The 16,219-nt window shown below is 26.3% G+C and carries 14 protein-coding genes and 1 pseudogene; 4 read left to right on the top strand and 11 right to left on the bottom strand.

Annotation, left to right across the window (positions count from 1 at the left end; translation table 11 throughout):
* From CQA75_RS07530 to CQA75_RS07510, 5 genes and pseudogenes are all read right to left on the bottom strand, one after another.
* Positions 1–214, bottom strand: a pseudogene (locus tag CQA75_RS07530) (type IV secretion system protein); the annotation flags it as partial.
* On the bottom strand, positions 211–972 hold the full coding sequence (locus tag CQA75_RS07525; RefSeq protein WP_137624377.1) for a recombinase family protein: 762 nt from the start codon (positions 970–972) through the stop codon (positions 211–213). The gene CQA75_RS07525 and the pseudogene CQA75_RS07530, both read right to left, overlap by 4 nt.
* Positions 973–1,367: 395 nt before the next feature.
* Positions 1,368–3,161, bottom strand: a complete 1,794-nt coding sequence (locus CQA75_RS07520; protein WP_137621207.1) for an AAA family ATPase — start codon at positions 3,159–3,161, stop codon at positions 1,368–1,370.
* A 2-nt stretch (positions 3,162–3,163) separates the two neighbouring features.
* A complete protein-coding gene (locus tag CQA75_RS07515; protein WP_137621206.1) occupies positions 3,164–3,367 on the bottom strand; it encodes a type II toxin-antitoxin system HicA family toxin in 204 nt (67 codons plus the stop codon).
* Complete coding sequence (locus CQA75_RS07510; RefSeq protein ID WP_137624376.1) at positions 3,360–3,578, bottom strand: type II toxin-antitoxin system HicB family antitoxin; 219 nt, start codon at positions 3,576–3,578, stop codon at positions 3,360–3,362. The genes CQA75_RS07515 and CQA75_RS07510 overlap by 8 nt, the downstream gene beginning before the upstream one ends.
* A gap of 515 nt (positions 3,579–4,093) precedes the next feature.
* Here CQA75_RS07510 and CQA75_RS07505 point away from each other — a divergent pair.
* Positions 4,094–4,282, top strand: a complete 189-nt coding sequence (locus CQA75_RS07505) for a hypothetical protein (RefSeq protein ID WP_246023789.1) — start codon at positions 4,094–4,096, stop codon at positions 4,280–4,282.
* Between the two features lie 135 nt (positions 4,283–4,417).
* Here CQA75_RS07505 and CQA75_RS07500 read toward each other — a convergent pair whose 3' ends face one another.
* The 5 genes from CQA75_RS07500 to CQA75_RS07480 form a co-directional block, all read right to left on the bottom strand.
* Complete coding sequence (locus CQA75_RS07500; protein WP_137624375.1) at positions 4,418–4,699, bottom strand: EexN family lipoprotein; 282 nt, start codon at positions 4,697–4,699, stop codon at positions 4,418–4,420.
* A 127-nt stretch (positions 4,700–4,826) separates the two neighbouring features.
* Positions 4,827–6,056 carry a DUF5710 domain-containing protein gene (locus CQA75_RS07495; protein WP_137624374.1) on the bottom strand — a complete coding sequence of 410 codons (1,230 nt, stop codon included), beginning with the start codon at positions 6,054–6,056 and terminating at the stop codon, positions 4,827–4,829.
* Between the two features lie 89 nt (positions 6,057–6,145).
* Complete coding sequence (locus CQA75_RS07490; RefSeq protein ID WP_137624373.1) at positions 6,146–6,787, bottom strand: hypothetical protein; 642 nt, start codon at positions 6,785–6,787, stop codon at positions 6,146–6,148.
* Positions 6,788–6,790: 3 nt separating this feature from the next.
* Positions 6,791–7,411: an NTPase gene (locus tag CQA75_RS07485; protein WP_137624372.1), complete on the bottom strand. Its 621-nt coding sequence runs from the start codon at positions 7,409–7,411 to the stop codon at positions 6,791–6,793.
* A 27-nt stretch (positions 7,412–7,438) separates the two neighbouring features.
* Positions 7,439–7,720 (bottom strand): hypothetical protein, encoded by a 282-nt coding sequence (locus CQA75_RS07480; RefSeq protein ID WP_137624371.1) that lies wholly within the window; start codon positions 7,718–7,720, stop codon positions 7,439–7,441.
* Between the two features lie 190 nt (positions 7,721–7,910).
* Here CQA75_RS07480 and CQA75_RS07475 point away from each other — a divergent pair, with 190 nt between their 5' ends.
* The 3 genes from CQA75_RS07475 to CQA75_RS07465 are packed head-to-tail and all read left to right on the top strand — an operon-like array spanning position 7,911 to position 10,334.
* On the top strand, positions 7,911–8,462 hold the full coding sequence (locus CQA75_RS07475; RefSeq protein WP_137624370.1) for a hypothetical protein: 552 nt from the start codon (positions 7,911–7,913) through the stop codon (positions 8,460–8,462).
* The gene (mobP1, locus tag CQA75_RS07470; protein WP_137624369.1) at positions 8,462–9,850 is read left to right on the top strand and encodes a MobP1 family relaxase; all 1,389 of its coding nucleotides are present in this window, start codon (positions 8,462–8,464) and stop codon (positions 9,848–9,850) included. Before CQA75_RS07475 ends, mobP1 begins: the two co-directional genes overlap by 1 nt.
* A 25-nt stretch (positions 9,851–9,875) precedes the next feature.
* Positions 9,876–10,334 carry a hypothetical protein gene (locus tag CQA75_RS07465; protein WP_137624368.1) on the top strand — a complete coding sequence of 153 codons (459 nt, stop codon included), beginning with the start codon at positions 9,876–9,878 and terminating at the stop codon, positions 10,332–10,334.
* A 54-nt stretch (positions 10,335–10,388) separates the two neighbouring features.
* Here CQA75_RS07465 and CQA75_RS07460 read toward each other — a convergent pair whose 3' ends face one another.
* A complete protein-coding gene (locus tag CQA75_RS07460) occupies positions 10,389–16,211 on the bottom strand; it encodes an SNF2-related protein (protein ID WP_137624367.1) in 5,823 nt (1,940 codons plus the stop codon).
* Positions 16,212–16,219: the final 8 nt, after the last annotated feature.

Below are 16,219 nucleotides of genomic sequence, written 5' to 3'. Positions count from 1 at the left end.
CACAAAGTTTTCCTACTATATCCCAAGTAAGCTCTCTAATAGGACTTTGACTTCTACCCATTAATACTTCATAACCTTTATACATAATGACTAAAGTTACTATGATAGAAAATAACACGCTAAGTTCAGCCATTTTATCGCTAGTGCCAACTTCTCTTATAACTTTTGTAATTTGTTGAATAGAACCTGCTAGAGCTTCAAAAATACCATTCATTGTATCCCCTTTTCTTTACATAATTTGTAAAAAGTTTGTTTATCGCAATTTAGCTTATTTTTTAAAGTTCTAAAAATTACATTAAGTGGCATTCCGTTTTCCTTGTATTGTTTAATTTGCTTGATATAGATTTCAAATTCATTTTCATTTTTGGAATTAACAAGTTTCCTTGATTTACAAAAATTATAAAAACTAACATAATTACCTTTTTTACCTAAATACTTCCAAATAGATTTTAAAGCTAATTCCTTGCTAATTAGATCTTTAATAATTTCTATATTCTCATCATACATACTTGAATAACTTCCTACAGGACGCCCTAAAATCTTTCCTTTTTCCCTTGCTGCTTTTAAACCTGTTTTAGTGCGTTCGCTTATCATTTCCCTTTCATATTCTGCTATATAAGCGTAGAAAGATAATAAAAGCTTTGTAGCACTTTTGCTAATAAAACTAAGCTCAGGTTGTCTTATAAAAAGGACTTTTACGCCTTTATTGATTAAATTATTTATAAGCCCGATCGTCTCAAACATATCACGCCCTAAGCGTGAAAGCTCAGCAGTTATTAAAGTATCGCCATCTTTCAAAAGATTATATAAATCATTTATACGTCTTTTTTCAAGACTTTTTCTACTAGACACTTCAACGCTTATATAATCGTCTAATTTTATATTCTGTGCTTCGCAATAGTCTTTTATTAGCTTTTCTTGACTTATATTATCTTGTTTATCAGTGCTAACCCTTGCATAAGCTAAGACCATTTATTAACCTTTCTTTTTTGGCGTTAAACCTTATCTATAAGCAAATTTTTAGCTTATAGATAAGATACATAGAGTAAAAAAATAATAAAAACTATTTCAAATAATGATATTATGATTATTTAATTATATTTTAAAAAGAGTAATAATATTACTATTTAAAATGTAATAATATTACTATTTTTAGCTTATTTTTAATTTAAATTTTGTAAGATTAATAAAATTAAAAGATGGAAATTTAGAAAGGAGTAGAAAAAAGGTTCGTGTTTAATTTATTTCAAATCACACATACAAAACAAAACATAGATATTACTAAATAAATAGTAATAGTCTAAACGAACATTTTTTAATAATTACAAAATCTTATTTTTAGAATTATAGAATTTCAAGGCTTAAAATTAATCAAACAAAGATTTTTCTAAAATAAATTTATTGCTTTTGGTGTTTAATTGGTTCATAGGATCATTACGCTTAATATATCTTTTCACTCTATTGTTGCTTTGGTAAATGAAAAATAAGTCATTTTCATTTTTGTATCTATTATAAAAAAACTCATCATCATAACTTGCAAATTCCACACCTTTTCCATATACATTAATTCCAAATTCTATAAGCTTATCTTTTAATTTAATGATTTCTTTTTTTTGTTTTGAGATAATAGAGCCTTCTTTATAAAATTTGTAAGCTTTAATTTCGCAAAATTCACTATAACTAAGAATTTTTTTATCAGGAAAACTTGTTAAAAATCTTATTAGATCTTGTGCAACCAAAGAATTTAAATTAATAAGAATTTTTGATAAATCATCATCATAAGAAAGAGTGGATTCTGTTTCAAGTTTCTTAATGTATTCTCTGCGAACTGTTAGCACAAATACAGATACAATTGTCCCATTTTCTTTTGTGATACGTTCTACGGAGTCAAACATTAAAATGCCCTTATCTCTTTGTGTAATTGTTTTTTTATCTTTATCCTCTATATTTTGTGTGAAAGCTAAATCGTATGCGAAACGAGAAATTTCCGTAAATTTTTGTTTTAACCAAGAGTAATTATTAGAATTTTTATTGAGATATTGTTTTAAAAATTTATAAGGCTCTAGTCTTACTTCCATATCCCAGAAGTTTTCTTGATACTTTTTTATAACATTTGTATCTACATTTTTTTTGATATATAAAAATAAAGCATCTAAAATATTTCTATGTGTTTGCGTAAGCAAAGAATTCTTTAAACTGATAGCATAAGAGGAGCCATTTGCACCTACCATTTCAAAATCTATTTTATTATCATTTTCTTTAAATACTTTATAAAAATTAGTATCCGTAAGTTTTCGCGAACTTAAATAAAAAACACCTCTATTTTCATTCATTGTTACATATCCTTCTGCTAATTCATTAACGCTTACAGCGGATATATCTTGTTTATTGATAATCTCTAAAGTATTAGAATCAATACTATTAGCTTTAATATTTTTAATTAAAGGCTCATCAATGCTAGAATTTTGTAATACTTTAATTGTTTTTTGAAATTCTCCAGCGTTAATATTGTTATTATCTTTTAAAACTTCAAGCAATCGATAGGTAGTAGAACTTTTATCTTCCCCTTTTTCAAATGAGAGTTTATAAACCAATCTAGGAGCGTTTATAATTACAGAACTACCCATAAGACTTTCACCCTTTTTGTCTAAGTGATGTAGCAATAAGATTGCTTGATTATTTAATTTAGCTACATCAGTTAGAACATTAAAGAAATTTTGCACATCATTTTGATTATTTTGATCTTTAAATCCTAATGTTGAGAAAAATGCACTAAAAGTATCAAGAACAATTAAATCACAATCTGCCAATTCATTAAGCTCTTCTTTTAAACTACTTATAGGTTCTTTATTAATCTTTGGAAGTTCATTTGAAAATTCAAGTTCTACAGTATTAAAAGAATAAAAACTTTCTACATTTTTAATACGTTCTAAAATTGCTTTATTTTTATCTTCTATACTCCAAAAAAAAGGTTTTAAGCCATCATTTATGGCATTTGCACAAACCTTTAGGGCTAAAAAAGATTTTCCTACTTCACTATTACCACTTAATACAGCTACAGAGCCTCTTTCTAGTTTAATGGTATCTTCACAAATTACAGAAACATTCTCATCGCTAAAAATTCCAAGTGTAATAGTATCAATAGTATTTCTTTTAGGCATTTTTAATCCTTTGCTACTTCAATAATTTCAAAGAGTTGTTTTATGATTTTAGGATGCAAGATTTCCCCACTATGATGAGGAATAACCATTCTATAAAGTCCTTTTTTATAAATTCTATGACTACCTTTTTGTCTATCGATAAAAAAATTATTTTGCAATAAAAGCTTTTCTGCTTCTTTTGCAGTCATTCTTGGCAATTCAGGCATTTGCTAAAACCATTGGAATAATTGAAGTTATCTTACTTTCAATAATTCTTTTTTCTTCATTTTTAAGGCTTTCTAAATAAAGCTCTCCAGCTTCTTTTATGTTACTCAAAGCCTCTTCATAAGTATTACCCTGTGAAACACAACCTTCAAGTTCTAGAATACGTGCAAAATATCCATCTTGATCTTTTTCAATAATAATATTTAATAACATTTGATTCCTTGCTGTAATTGACTTAAATGTAACAAATCTTTTAAAATTCAAAATAAATTATACCAAACTATTACATCTATGTCAATATACACTAAATTTTCATTATTTATAAATAAAATTGACTTAAATGTAAGAGTTTATTACATTAAAGTCAATAAAAATCGCTAAATATCTACATTATTTATAAATAAAATTGACTTAAATGTAAGAGTTTTTGACTTAAATGTAAGAGTTTTTGACATTTTTACGAAAATAATATATGGAAAATAGGGACTTTAAAAGATTAATTGACTTAAATGTAAGAGTTCCTAAATTCTTAAATTTACTAAATTTAAATATTAAAATTAAGGTAAATCAAAAATTAAAATTTTTGAACTTTTACTTAAAATCACAAAATAGTGATTTTGAATAACACCAAAAGAGAGTTTGGTATTTAGAAATTTAAATAGATTTTTTATAATAATATAATGTAATTAATATGATGTAAAGATTTTGATTGTAGAAAAAGAAAGACAATGAAATATAAAGTTATTGAATATTTAAATTATTCTAAGCTTGATAAGCTAGAAAAGTTATATTTTGATTTAGCAATTGTAGCAATTTTAAGTTTTATAAGTTTCTTAACTCTTGCTTTTAAATTTTTTGTTTATAATGAAATTCTAGTTTTTTCGAGATTGTTTTTTGTTGTTTATTTTTTATTATAGGGATAATAGGTTTATTTGATACTCTTAAGGAAATAAGAAAGTATAAAGAGATTTTAAAAAAAGTAGTAAGGAATATTGATTAAGTTAAATATTCCTTGTTCAGTTAAAGATAAATTGAAAAGTTCTAAATTTTTATCATCGATTGAAAAATTTTTTTACTTCTTCGTCAGTGATTTTTTCATTTTGAAGTTCTTTTTTGAAAAAAGTTTTGGTTGTTTGTGCTTTATAAGCATTAAAACATTCCTTATCTTTTAACTCAGAATCAGGATCTTTTTTACACTCTTTAACCTTTTCTTCTAATTCTTGGGCATTCTTTGGATCTTTATAATATTCTACACTTTTTGGTTCTGAAGAACAAGCAGAAAAAACACCAGCAGTAACTACACTTAGCAAACCTAGTTTAATTAAATTTTTCATAAAAACTCCTTTTGTATATTTATAGTAACTATTATATACTAATATTTACTAATATTAATTTTAAATACTAAAATTATATAATTTTATACAAATAATTACAAGAGGTAATTATTTATTTTTGGTGAAACTATCTTATTATTTCTTTTTCAGATATTGTTTTTATAGGATTTTTAAAGGTGTTAAGTTTGTTTTGAAAATCAATAGAGTTTAGTTGTTTTTTAACTTCATTAAGCCCTTTATTTAAAAAAATATCATTAAAATCACTTATTCCTTGTTCTGCTTCTTGATCGCTAATTTTTGGAATAATAACCTTAATATCTGAAAACTTTTGTTTAATGTCTTTAACAGTTTCTACACCAACGTTTGATAATCCTTTTAATTCTCTCTTTTTATCATTATCAGCTATTAAAGTAATAGGAATGTTTTGAAATTTGTTTTTTAAAATTTCAACTATTTTCGGCAGATTTCCAGCATCTATACCCATTATTACAGGTTTATTGAGTGCTTTGTGTATGGTTGCTGCAGTGGCAAAACCTTCTGCTATGATAAATTCTTTACAATGTTCTAAACTTTTTGCACCTATTATATGAAAACAACCAGTTTTTTTTGCAGAATATTCGATGCCTTGTTCTTTCTCTTCTTTGGTTTTAATAATGCCAATAATCTTGTCGCCATTTGGGAATATTCTTTGCACAGACCATAACTTGCCATTTTCATCTTTTAAAGGAATGAGTAAAGAACCCCTGCTGTCTTGCTTAAGATAAAAATTTTCTTCAAAGCCTTTTTTCTTTAAATAAGGATGATTTGAATGTGCCCAATTAGCTTGATTGTATTCTTCTTCAATTTTTAATGCTGTTTTTTTCTGAAGTTCTAAAATATCTTGTTTAGTATTATTGCTTATAGAATTATTGAAGTTTTTTGGACTAGGTGCTTGATAACTTACAATGTTTTGTCTTATATTCTCTAAAGGCATTTTCCAATTTTCTTTAATACCTGTTTTAAAATTTTGAATAAAACCAGCAGGATATTCATCCAAAAATCCACTATATGCCCCACTCATTTCCCTACCCTTATCTGTTGTGGTTTTTACTCTATGGATCTTACCATCCATAATAGGCAAGCCATCAATAATTAAACCTTGATTTTCTAAAGCAGATTTAAAAGTAGTTAAAATCTCACCTTCATCAAATGAAAATTCTTTTTTTTGGTGTGGATAAAGCCATTGTAAGAAAATATTCTTATCTAAACTTTTTGGAGCAAACCATTTTTTTTCTTTTTCATCCCACATCGCACCTAATGACTTTACTTTTTCTTTATCTTTAAATGGGACATAAAGATAAATTCTTTTTTGTGGCATTGTATATCCTTTTAGTTTCCTTTAATATTATTATTGCTATAATTGCAAACGAAATTCAAAGGGCTTCCTAGTAGCCCATCTTTTTTATCTTAACAATATTCCAAAATTTCTTCGTTAAATGTTTTAATTAAATCACTTAAGAATAAATCTATTTTTTGCGGATCTACTCCTATATGAGTGTTTTCAATCTTTGTTGTTAATCTTGGATAATGTTTTCCATTTTTTTCTGTTGTTTTTAGAATATTTTCCCAATGATAACTTCTATTTCTCAGATTTTGCAATAAGCTAAGAACAATATCAACCTTATGCGTATTTCTAAAGCGTAATTTTATACCATTTTCAAAAAAGAAATTTCTATTGTGTTGATTGTAATTTCTAAAATTGATATTTTTTAAATCCATTATAGAGTTTTGTAATTTATTTTCTTTAATGAGATAAATAATAGTTCCTAAGCTCATACGAGAAAGATATTGATGATGAGATAAATTTCTATTTTTTTCTCTATATTCAATTTCATCTTTAGCTTTTTTAATTTTTTCATCATTAGAATTTTTTATCCAATCATTATCTTTCTCTGATAGTTTATTATCTAGTTTATTTCTAAGAATAATTTCTAATGTAGCAACTTTTGGAGTAATTTTTCCTACAAGCTTAAGATTGTCATAGTGTTTAACAATATCATTATTATAAGATAATAGTCTTGTTTTAGAAAGTAAATTATCAAAATTCATTTTTTACCTTGATCGAGAGTATGTTTTTTCATTGCTAATTTCTCTATCTGGCAAAATTTTATTTAGTTTTTTTTTGAAAAATTCATTCATTTTTTCTTTAAAAAATGGTTTTTTGCCAATTTTATTAATTTGTTTTTTTTCAAATTTTTCTCTAGTTTCTGAGTAAGAATTTGCAAATTCTAATATCATTAATCCTACATCTTTATTTGCTACTTCTGATAAATTTTTTATTGCTTTAAAAGTTCCATCTAGCATTTCATCATATATTTTTGGTTTATAAATACCAAGCCGATTATTAAGATCTTTTTTTACTTCTGGATTTATATTTTCTTTAACTAATTTAGAACTACCAATATTAATTAAATGTTCAATACCTTTTTGAAAATTTTTATCTCCAAGTCTTATATTTAATGGTATTTTTTCTTTATCAGTAATAATATCAAATTTAATATATTGATTTGAAAAATCTTTTTTCAATAAGCTTTCTGCAACATCAAAAGTTTTTATAGTATCAAAAAACTTATTTACATCTTCTCCCTCGTAAGTTCCTTCTTGTATAGCTTCTTTGTAATGCTCATTAAGTTCGCTTACATCTGTTACTTTTATTTTATAATTTTTTTCCATTTTTATTCCCTTATAATATTTTTTGTTTTATTGTTTTTTTGCAGTTTTTATTTTATTATTTTTATGATTAAAATCATATAAGTTATTTATTATTTCTAAAATTTTTTCAGTATTTTTGCAATTAAATTTTTTTATCAATAAACTAAATTCAATTTTAAAATCTTTATTCTCTTCAAAGTCTTTTAACAATGCCGATGAAAGTTTTTTATATATACGCTCTTTACTTTCTTTTTCTTTTTGGCGTAATTTTTTTAATTTTTCATCATACTCACGCTTTAATTCTATTATTAACTTGCTTTCTTTAAGCATAATAACTCCTTATAATTTTTGTAAATATTATTATTACAAAATAATATTAATATTTTATAAAGTTTAATAGTGTAGAATACCAATCAATTTGAATAATTTAATAATTGCAGGATAGCCTTTTATTTCCTAAAAAGTTACCTTTTTAAAAAATAAAAGGCGAAACTCTGCGAGGCTCACTAAGGAATTGTAAATGAATAAAAACAATAATTGTGTCATAAAAGTTAGCAAAGATGATAAAACAATTTTAGAATATATAAAATCAGAAACAAATGCACCATATAGTAGAATAATATCTATTTTATTAAAAAAATTTAATTCTTGTGATACAGATGAAAAAAATAAAATTAATGATGAAATATCTAAAAATAAATTTTATACAAGCGATGAAAATAAAATAATTAAATTAAAACTTACAGAAAATGAAGTAAATATTTTAAAAGAAATTTCTAAAAAAACAGGATTTTCAAGTATTACTAAACAAGCTAAATTTTTGTTATTAAACTCCATAAAAAATGAAAAACTTTTTACTAATATAGAAATAGATGAGTTTATAAAAACAAGAACAGAAATTAACACAATAGGTAAAAATATATATCAATTATTAAAAATTCTTAGAAGTGGAAATTCTGTAAAAATAAATGATAATAATTTAAAAAAATCAATCGATAATATTAGAGATAAAATTGATATATTGTCTAATAAACTTGGTATTATAATAGAAAAAAATAATGAAAGATTTTAATGTCGCGTAGCGTTAAAATATTTGATGACGAAATAATTGCTAAAAAAGTTTTTACTAAAATAGAAAATGCTTCAAAATTACCACTAAATTATATCAATAAAAATAAAAATAAATATACTAAAGATGTAAAAACAGGTAAGCTTGTTAGTAAAAATATGTTTAGAAAAAATACAGAAGTTGTTGTAAAAATTACTTCAGGTTCTAAAAACTCTCAAGCACTTTCAAAACATCTCGATTATATTTCTCGTGATGGAAATGTAGAATTAATAACCAGTGATTTTGATAAATATATAGGTAAAGATGAGATTTTAGAAGTCAAAAGAATTTTTAAAAATGAAGGAGCTCCTATTCCATTATATAAAGAAGGTGCTAAAGAAAAAAGACATACTATTAATATGGTTTTTTCTATGAAAGAACATTCTACAACACCGAAAGAAAAATTACAACAAGCTGCAATTATTGCTTTAAAAAAATCGTATCCAAATAATTTTTTTGTCCTTGCTTTTCACGCAGATACAGATAATCCACATTGTCATATTTGTTTGAAAGTCGCAGATAAAAATGGTAAAAGAATTAATCCAAAAAAAGCAGATTTAGCAAATTTAAGATCAGAATTTGCAAAAGCATTAAATGAGTTAGGAGTTGAAGCAAAAGCTACAAGCAAAAAGCAAAGAGAAGCGGAAATAAATCAAGAATTTTCAGTCAAATTAAATACAAATAATAAACTTAATCAAACTCCAAAAATAAAAATGCATTACTATCAGATTATGGATTTTGGAGAAGCGAATTATCAATTTAGCACAGATAAAAATGCTAAAAAAAGTTATTATGTAAGTTATAAAACCAAAAAAGGAATAACTACAATTTGGGGGCAAGATTTAGAAAGGGTTATAAAAGAAAATAAAGTTTTAAGGGGTGAATATGCAAGATTTAAAATAGTAGGACAAGAAGATTATGAAATCAGAAAAAAAGTTAAAATAAATAATAAATGGCAAGAAGTTTCTAAAATACTTAAAAAACCTATTTGGGACGTATCAGTAATAGGTAGAGAGAAAGATTTAAAGCAGATCAACAAAGCCAAAACAACAAAAAAATATAAAATTATACAAGATAAAGGAATAAATAATGAGAGAGATTATACAAAACAATATAGACAGAGAGTCTTACAAGAGCTCGGTAATAAATCAATTATCCGAAGAGAAGTTGCCCAAGAAAGAAACTCTATGCGAGTATTGTCCAAACAGCCTATGGTTTTTAACACAAAACGAACTCAAATGCTTTTGCACATCAATGCACTCAATCAGCTACAGCAAGGAGAGCGAAGAAGAGCCGATAATATCTTGCGATGGACAAGTGCTAGGAATAATAAGATTACAAGAGATGAGTAATTTATAAGAGAAAGGAATATAAAAAATGGAAAATTTATATTATGCGATATTGGATTTTAATATTTTGGCATTAGTTGCATTAGTTGCATTAGTTGGAATTTTTATATTTTTGCTTATGGCTTTATTGAATCACTTTTTAATAAAAAATAAAAACATAGAGATACGAAAGAAAATGGCAATAATAATTCCAACCTTTACTGCATTATTAATCTTTATTGTAATAATAGTTTGTTGTTTGAAAGCAGAAGAACCAAATTCAGCTTATTTAGATAATTTAAAAATTCCAAATAATAGCCTTGCTAGAACTTTTATGACTAATTTAGGTTTTGGAATTTGCTATAGAGATAATTATACAGGCGAGACGTGTTTAAATTATCTAAAATACTTTGAAAATAAAAATAAGGAAGAACAAGAAGAAAAAGCAAAAAAAGAAGAAGCAATAAATGAAAATATTAAAGAATTATACCATTCAAGCAAGAAATAAGTTTATATTTTGTTTAGCTGTTTATTTATTAAAGCAAAAGGTAATTACCTTTTGCTAATTAATTTTAATATCATATTCTTTCTGAATATTATTGTTTTTATTTAAATCTTCTAAAATCTTTGCAGATTTTGGTATAAAATCGCTTTTATAATCTTTTTGTATGCTCATTTTTTTTATTTCATCCATAACAATGCGATTATCTTCTCTTAATGCCTCTAAATAATCTTTTCTTTTGTATTTTGGAGTGTTATCTCCTGTAATACTTTTTAATTCTGCGATTTCTTTTTCGAGGCTTTCTATCTTATTTTGATTAAATTGGCTAAATTTTTCTAAATTATTATAAAAATTGTTTAATTTTTTTATAAAACCACCAAAACTGACTAAATTTTCCAATTTAAAAAAAGTTTTCTTGTCTCTTTCATAGATCATATTTTCAGGTTCCATTATTGTTTTACCATCGGGAGTTGAAACATAAAAATTTATGGTATCTAATCCAGTTTTTTCACCACTAATAATTAGTCCTTTATACTCTAAAATTTTATATTCTTGTTGATAGTCATTTGCTATCATTTTAATGGTTTCTTCAAAATTTTTTATAAGTTTTTCTTGTCTATTTTTATTTAAATCGCTAGTGTCGTCTTTAAAAATAATAAAATCTTCTGTGAAAACGTTTTCATTATCATTGACATAATATTTCCCCTGAAAGTGTTCGCTATTATTTTCTTTGATTATTGTATTTAAAGTTTTCATTTTGATTATATCTTTTTTTAGCAGTTCAATCTCTGAAAGATTATCTCTAAGACTTTCTTCATTATTGTGTATTTGTCTTTTATAGCCACTATAAAGCATTTCTTCTTGTCTTAGATCACTATTTAATTGCACCTGTAATAAAATGAGAGGATTACCTGTAGCTTCCGCTTTCATTTCAGCAGCATCTGCTGCACCACTTGTAATATCCTCTAGAGTTCTTACATCAGCACCAGCTTTTCTAAATTGCTCTATAGATCTTGCTTTGCTTTCAATGACTTGCCACATTCTAGCATCATAGGTTCTTTCAGTTGCATATCTAAACTCTTTTACTCTAAAGTTTTGTGGATCTCTCATAAAGAGTTCGTTGCCTTGTCTGATAACTCTACCGCTTCTTTGTTCTAAATCACTAGGACGCCAAGGACAATCTAAATGGTGTAAAGCTACAATTCTTTTTTGCACATTTGTTCCAGCACCCATTTTTTGTGTTGATCCAATTAAAATTCTAGCTTTTCCTGAATTCATATCTGCAAAAAGTTGTCCTTTTTGTAAATCTGTTTTTGCATCGTGAATAAAACGAATTTCATTTTGTGGAATACCTTTAGAAACAAGCTTTTTTAAAATATCAGTATAAACGTCAAATTTAGCTTGTTCTGCTAAAATTTCATCAAGACTTTTGTTATTTTCTTCTTCTGTTTGTTCTATTGTTTCATTAATATTGACAAATTCTTCTTCCTTTTCTAATTTTAATATTGTAGTAGTATCGTTGTTATTTAAAGAAATTTTTTGAGAATGTTGTTTTGGAGTAGACAAATCGCAAAATATTAATTGTGTGCCTTTATCATCATTCCAAGCATTATACTCACTATAGACATTTTCAATAAGTTTATTGATTTTAGAATCTGCGTAATCATCACAATGAGGATCAATTAATCTAAAATCTAGTCCAGCTTTTCTAGCGTCTGTGGTGCAAGCAAGTAAATTATTTCTAGCAATATCTTCTTGTTGATTTTCCATTCTCCATACTATAGAGCCTTTATTCCAATTCCCATTTTCATCTTGAATACCTATAAATTCTGCTATTGCTTCACTTCTTGGAGCAACAATATTAATAGGTTTATCATTATAAAGTTTTGGCACGAAATCTTTTTGATATTTCATAATATCATTGTTTGTTATAATATCAGCTACACTTTTATACATAGTAGAAAGTTCAGGAACATTTTTAAATTTATTAAATCTTGCTACTACTTTATAATTAATTCCAGAACTATCAAGCTCCCAAGCGTTTGTAATTTCTCCAAAAGTGGAAGCCCAAGAGTCAAAGCTTTCTATTCCCTTTTCTTTTAATACATTTGGTTGTATGTATCTTTGTAAGGTAAAAAGTTCTGTAATTGAATTACTAATAGGTGTTCCTGTTAAGAAGTAAAGCTTTTTATCTTGCTCGTGAATATATTGTGTTTTGCAATAAAGATCATAAGCTTTTTGAGAGCCTTTTAAATTTCCAAGACCACTTATATCTCCCATTGAAGTTGTAATAAGTAAATTTTTAAATTCGTGTGCTTCATCAATGATTAAAGCATCAATTCCTAATTCTGAAAAATCAATCGCTTTAGATTTTTTATGCGTTGTTTGTAAATCTCCAAGTTTTACTTTAAAATTTTCGATGCGTTTTTCTAATTCTTTGACAGAGTATCGCATAGTATTTTTATCATCTTGTTTTTTTTCTAAAGTTTTTTCTAAAATACGAATATCTGCTTCATATTGCTTTTTAATAATTTCATAAGGTGCAGGGATTAGCTTAAATTGAGAGTGTGTCATAATAATAGCATCATAATTATTTGTAGCAATTTTTGAAAAAAACTTTTCTCTATTATCTTTTTTTAAATCATCATTTGTAGCAACTAAAATATTTGCATTTGCATAAGCGTGATAGAATTCATCATTCCATTGTCTAGCTAGGTGATTTGGCACAACAATTAAAGGTTTATTTAAAAGCCCCATTCTTTTTTGTTCCATTACAGAACAAATTGCTACCAAAGTTTTACCAGCACCTACTTGGTGATCAAAAATGATACTATTTTCTTGAATAGCCCTATATATAGCATTTTTTTGGTGTTTTTTGAGTTTGATATTGGCATTGAAATTTGGAAGTTCTAAATGCTCTCCATTGTATTGTGGTTCTATATTTGTATTAAACCTTTCATTATAGATATTTTCCAAATCTGTGCGTCTATCATAGTCTTTATAAATCCATTCTATAAATTCATTTTTTAAATTTTCTAATTTAGAATTAGCGATTGCAGTTTCTTTAGGATTTAATTCTCTGATTTCTTTTCCTGATGGATCTAGTTTTTTATCATAAATGCGAATAGGCTTTCTTAATAATCCATGCTCCAACAAATCAAAGCAACCTATTCTTTCTGTGGCATATTCTGAACGAATATAAGAACTTAAAGAATAGCCAAAACCTTTAAGACTCCATTCGCCTGTTTTTTCCATTAAAAATAAATCATAATCTTTAGGAGTAATTTGTAAGGTTTCTTCTATAAATTGTTTGTAATATTTTATAGGTATCCATGTTGTCCCTAAGCTTATTGAAATATCAACCGCTTTTAAATCTTTAGGCAAGACTTGTTCTAAGCTTTCTAAATTATTAACAAATTCATTAAAGCCATCTTCTACTAATTTTTTTACTTCTTTATGCTTTGCTTTAACATTGCCAGAAAGATATTTTTCAGCCAAAACATAATTTGCAGGATTTTTGTGATCTTTAAAGATTAATTTATCTTGCTCTAAAGATTTAAGGGTTTCTTCTAAAGGCTGATTTAAATTCGTTTCTAAAAATTTTAAATCAATTCTCCCATATTCATTGATACTAGCAATTAATGCTTCTTTTGGAGTCGAGATTTTAATTTCTTTTTGTGCATTTATAGTTCTTTTGAAAAAAATATCTGCTTTTGTTGCACTTGGTGCAATAGGATCTATACCTTCTTTTAAAGCTACACTTTTTGAAATACCACTGCTATAATTTTTTTCTAGTGCCAAAATTTTGTTTGCTTCCACATCTTCTCTAAAGGCTTTTTTATTTGCATCTCTATTTAAATATCCTTCTTTGGCTACAAATTCATCATAAAGCTTGTTTAGATATTTTCTTTGATTTTCTACTAAAAGATCGCTAGATTCATTTTTTTCATATTCAATAAGAGTGTTAAATTGATCTCTAAGAGCAATGAGTTTTTTAATTCTTCTTGTATCGTGTTCATTTAAAACAGGTTTTGAAAAGACTAACTCATCATCGCTTCCGATTTTCATGTAGATTTCATTATTGTATTCAAAATAATTTCCATCTTTTAACTTACTTAGAGTTTTGCTATATTTTTCGTATTCAGGCGATTCTCTATCAATCCTGTAATAAGATAGCTTGATTTTTGTTTCTTGATATTTATAAATGTTTTTAGGTAAGGTTTTTGTAAAATTTTCTAAAGCGATTTTTAAATCTCTTCCATCATCTAAGCATTCTAAACTATAACCATATTGAGAGCTTTTAATATTCATTTTTCCTAAGATATTTTGTGGATTATTTTTAAAATACTCATTTATTCTAAAGTCATTAAAAACATCAGGGTGCATACCTCTTTTTTCAGCTTCATCAAAACGATCGTCATAGTATTCTACGCTTTCTAGCCAAGATTTATCTATATTTAAATCTTTACCTTTTTTAAAAAAGATAATATCGGTAGTAACTTCTGTATTAGCTCGTTTTTTAAAAGCATTATTTGGCAATCTTACAGCACCTAAAAATGTTGCTTGTTCGGCTATAAAATTTCTTATTGTGCTATTTTTAGAATCTAAAAAATAACTTGATACTACAAAAGCAGCAATTCCATCTTCTTTTAAATTTTTAATTGCATTACCAATAAAATAATTATGCACACTCGTTTTATTAAGTGTCGGATCATTTAAATCCAAGATCTTTTTTTGACCAAAAGGCGGATTACCTATAAAAGCATCGTATGGCTTATCAAATAAATGGTGCTGAAATGCTTTATTATAAATTGTTTGATTTGGGTGCAAATGCTTTAATATATTTGCACTTATAGTATCAAGCTCTACGCAAGTAAAATGATATTTATCGCTATAATTTTTTGCATAAGACAAAAAAGAGCCTATACCTGCACTTGGCTCAAATATTTCTTTGGTGTGATCATCATTATTAAATCCTAGCTGATTAAGCCCTTGATAAATTGTATCGATAATAATTTTTGGAGTGTAAAAAGCATCTAAAGTTGAAGTTTTTGCCTTTTCATATTCTGCATAATCAAGTGTGCTAATAAGTTCTTTAAATTCTTTTTCCCATTCTTTATTCTGATGATCAAAAGCTTGAGGAATACCGCCCCATCCTGAAAATTTATTTAGAATTTCTTGTTCTTGTTTGGTAGCGTAGCGATTTTCTTGTTCAATAGTTTTTGAAAGTTTAATGGCTTGAAGGTTTTTTTGAAATCTATCTTTTAAAGAACCTAGATAGATTTCATCATCGCTTACAAAATCTAATTTTTGCCCAGATTTGAGGCTTCTTCTTTCATATCCATCATTTCTTGCTGCAGTTTCCAATACTGATTGTTGATTGTAGCTTCTTGCAGCATCTGTTCCTTGTCTTTCATCATCATTTCTTGAAATAAAGGAGAATAAATTTGGGGTTCTATCGCTATGTATTGATTGAGATTTATTTGCTCTTCTGCTAGTATCTCCATATCTGTTAGCCCCTGTTCTCTCTTCTTGTCTGCTTCTTTGCTCTCCAAGATTGCTAATTCCATTTGTGTTTGTGGCAATGCTAGTGTCATTAGATCTGACATTCCTAGATTCTTGATTGTGTTCGGATAAAACTCTGCCCATCTCTCTAGTATTATCAAGCTGTATTGTGGAATTTTCTTGTCTATCCACGCTTGGTGTATTTGATGAAATGCTAGTTCGTTCAATATTGTCTGTAACTTCTCTATGTTCGGATAATTCTCTATTTTGTTGCTCATTTTCTTCTCCTTGTGAAAATTCTAATTCGATTAGATCAAATAAACTTCGACCGCCATAATCTTTTTCATCTTCAATTTGTCTTTTTGTTTTTTTACTCATTTGTATCC

Origin of the sequence: Campylobacter taeniopygiae, from assembly GCF_005406225.1 — a bacterium.
Lineage (GTDB): Bacteria > Campylobacterota > Campylobacteria > Campylobacterales > Campylobacteraceae > Campylobacter_D > Campylobacter_D taeniopygiae.
The sequence above is the reverse complement of the archived record's forward strand: the minus strand, read 5'-3'. Positions and strand labels throughout refer to the sequence as shown.

What these genes read in the sequence shown, in the direction of transcription:
- CQA75_RS07505 (WP_246023789.1), top strand. Translation starts at nt 4,094, where the DNA reads ATGAAATATAAAGTTATTGAATATTTAAATTATTCTAAGCTTGATAAG.
- CQA75_RS07465 (WP_137624368.1), top strand. Translation starts at nt 9,876, where the DNA reads ATGGAAAATTTATATTATGCGATATTGGATTTTAATATTTTGGCATTA.
- CQA75_RS07475 (WP_137624370.1), top strand. Translation starts at nt 7,911, where the DNA reads ATGAATAAAAACAATAATTGTGTCATAAAAGTTAGCAAAGATGATAAA.
- CQA75_RS07510 (WP_137624376.1), bottom strand. Translation starts at nt 3,578, where the DNA reads ATGTTATTAAATATTATTATTGAAAAAGATCAAGATGGATATTTTGCA.
- CQA75_RS07480 (WP_137624371.1), bottom strand. Translation starts at nt 7,720, where the DNA reads ATGCTTAAAGAAAGCAAGTTAATAATAGAATTAAAGCGTGAGTATGAT.
- mobP1 (WP_137624369.1), top strand. Translation starts at nt 8,462, where the DNA reads ATGTCGCGTAGCGTTAAAATATTTGATGACGAAATAATTGCTAAAAAA.
- CQA75_RS07460 (WP_137624367.1), bottom strand. Translation starts at nt 16,211, where the DNA reads ATGAGTAAAAAAACAAAAAGACAAATTGAAGATGAAAAAGATTATGGC.
- CQA75_RS07525 (WP_137624377.1), bottom strand. Translation starts at nt 972, where the DNA reads ATGGTCTTAGCTTATGCAAGGGTTAGCACTGATAAACAAGATAATATA.
- CQA75_RS07495 (WP_137624374.1), bottom strand. Translation starts at nt 6,056, where the DNA reads ATGCCACAAAAAAGAATTTATCTTTATGTCCCATTTAAAGATAAAGAA.
- CQA75_RS07515 (WP_137621206.1), bottom strand. Translation starts at nt 3,367, where the DNA reads ATGCCTGAATTGCCAAGAATGACTGCAAAAGAAGCAGAAAAGCTTTTA.
- CQA75_RS07485 (WP_137624372.1), bottom strand. Translation starts at nt 7,411, where the DNA reads ATGGAAAAAAATTATAAAATAAAAGTAACAGATGTAAGCGAACTTAAT.
- CQA75_RS07520 (WP_137621207.1), bottom strand. Translation starts at nt 3,161, where the DNA reads ATGCCTAAAAGAAATACTATTGATACTATTACACTTGGAATTTTTAGC.
- CQA75_RS07500 (WP_137624375.1), bottom strand. Translation starts at nt 4,699, where the DNA reads ATGAAAAATTTAATTAAACTAGGTTTGCTAAGTGTAGTTACTGCTGGT.
- CQA75_RS07490 (WP_137624373.1), bottom strand. Translation starts at nt 6,787, where the DNA reads ATGAATTTTGATAATTTACTTTCTAAAACAAGACTATTATCTTATAAT.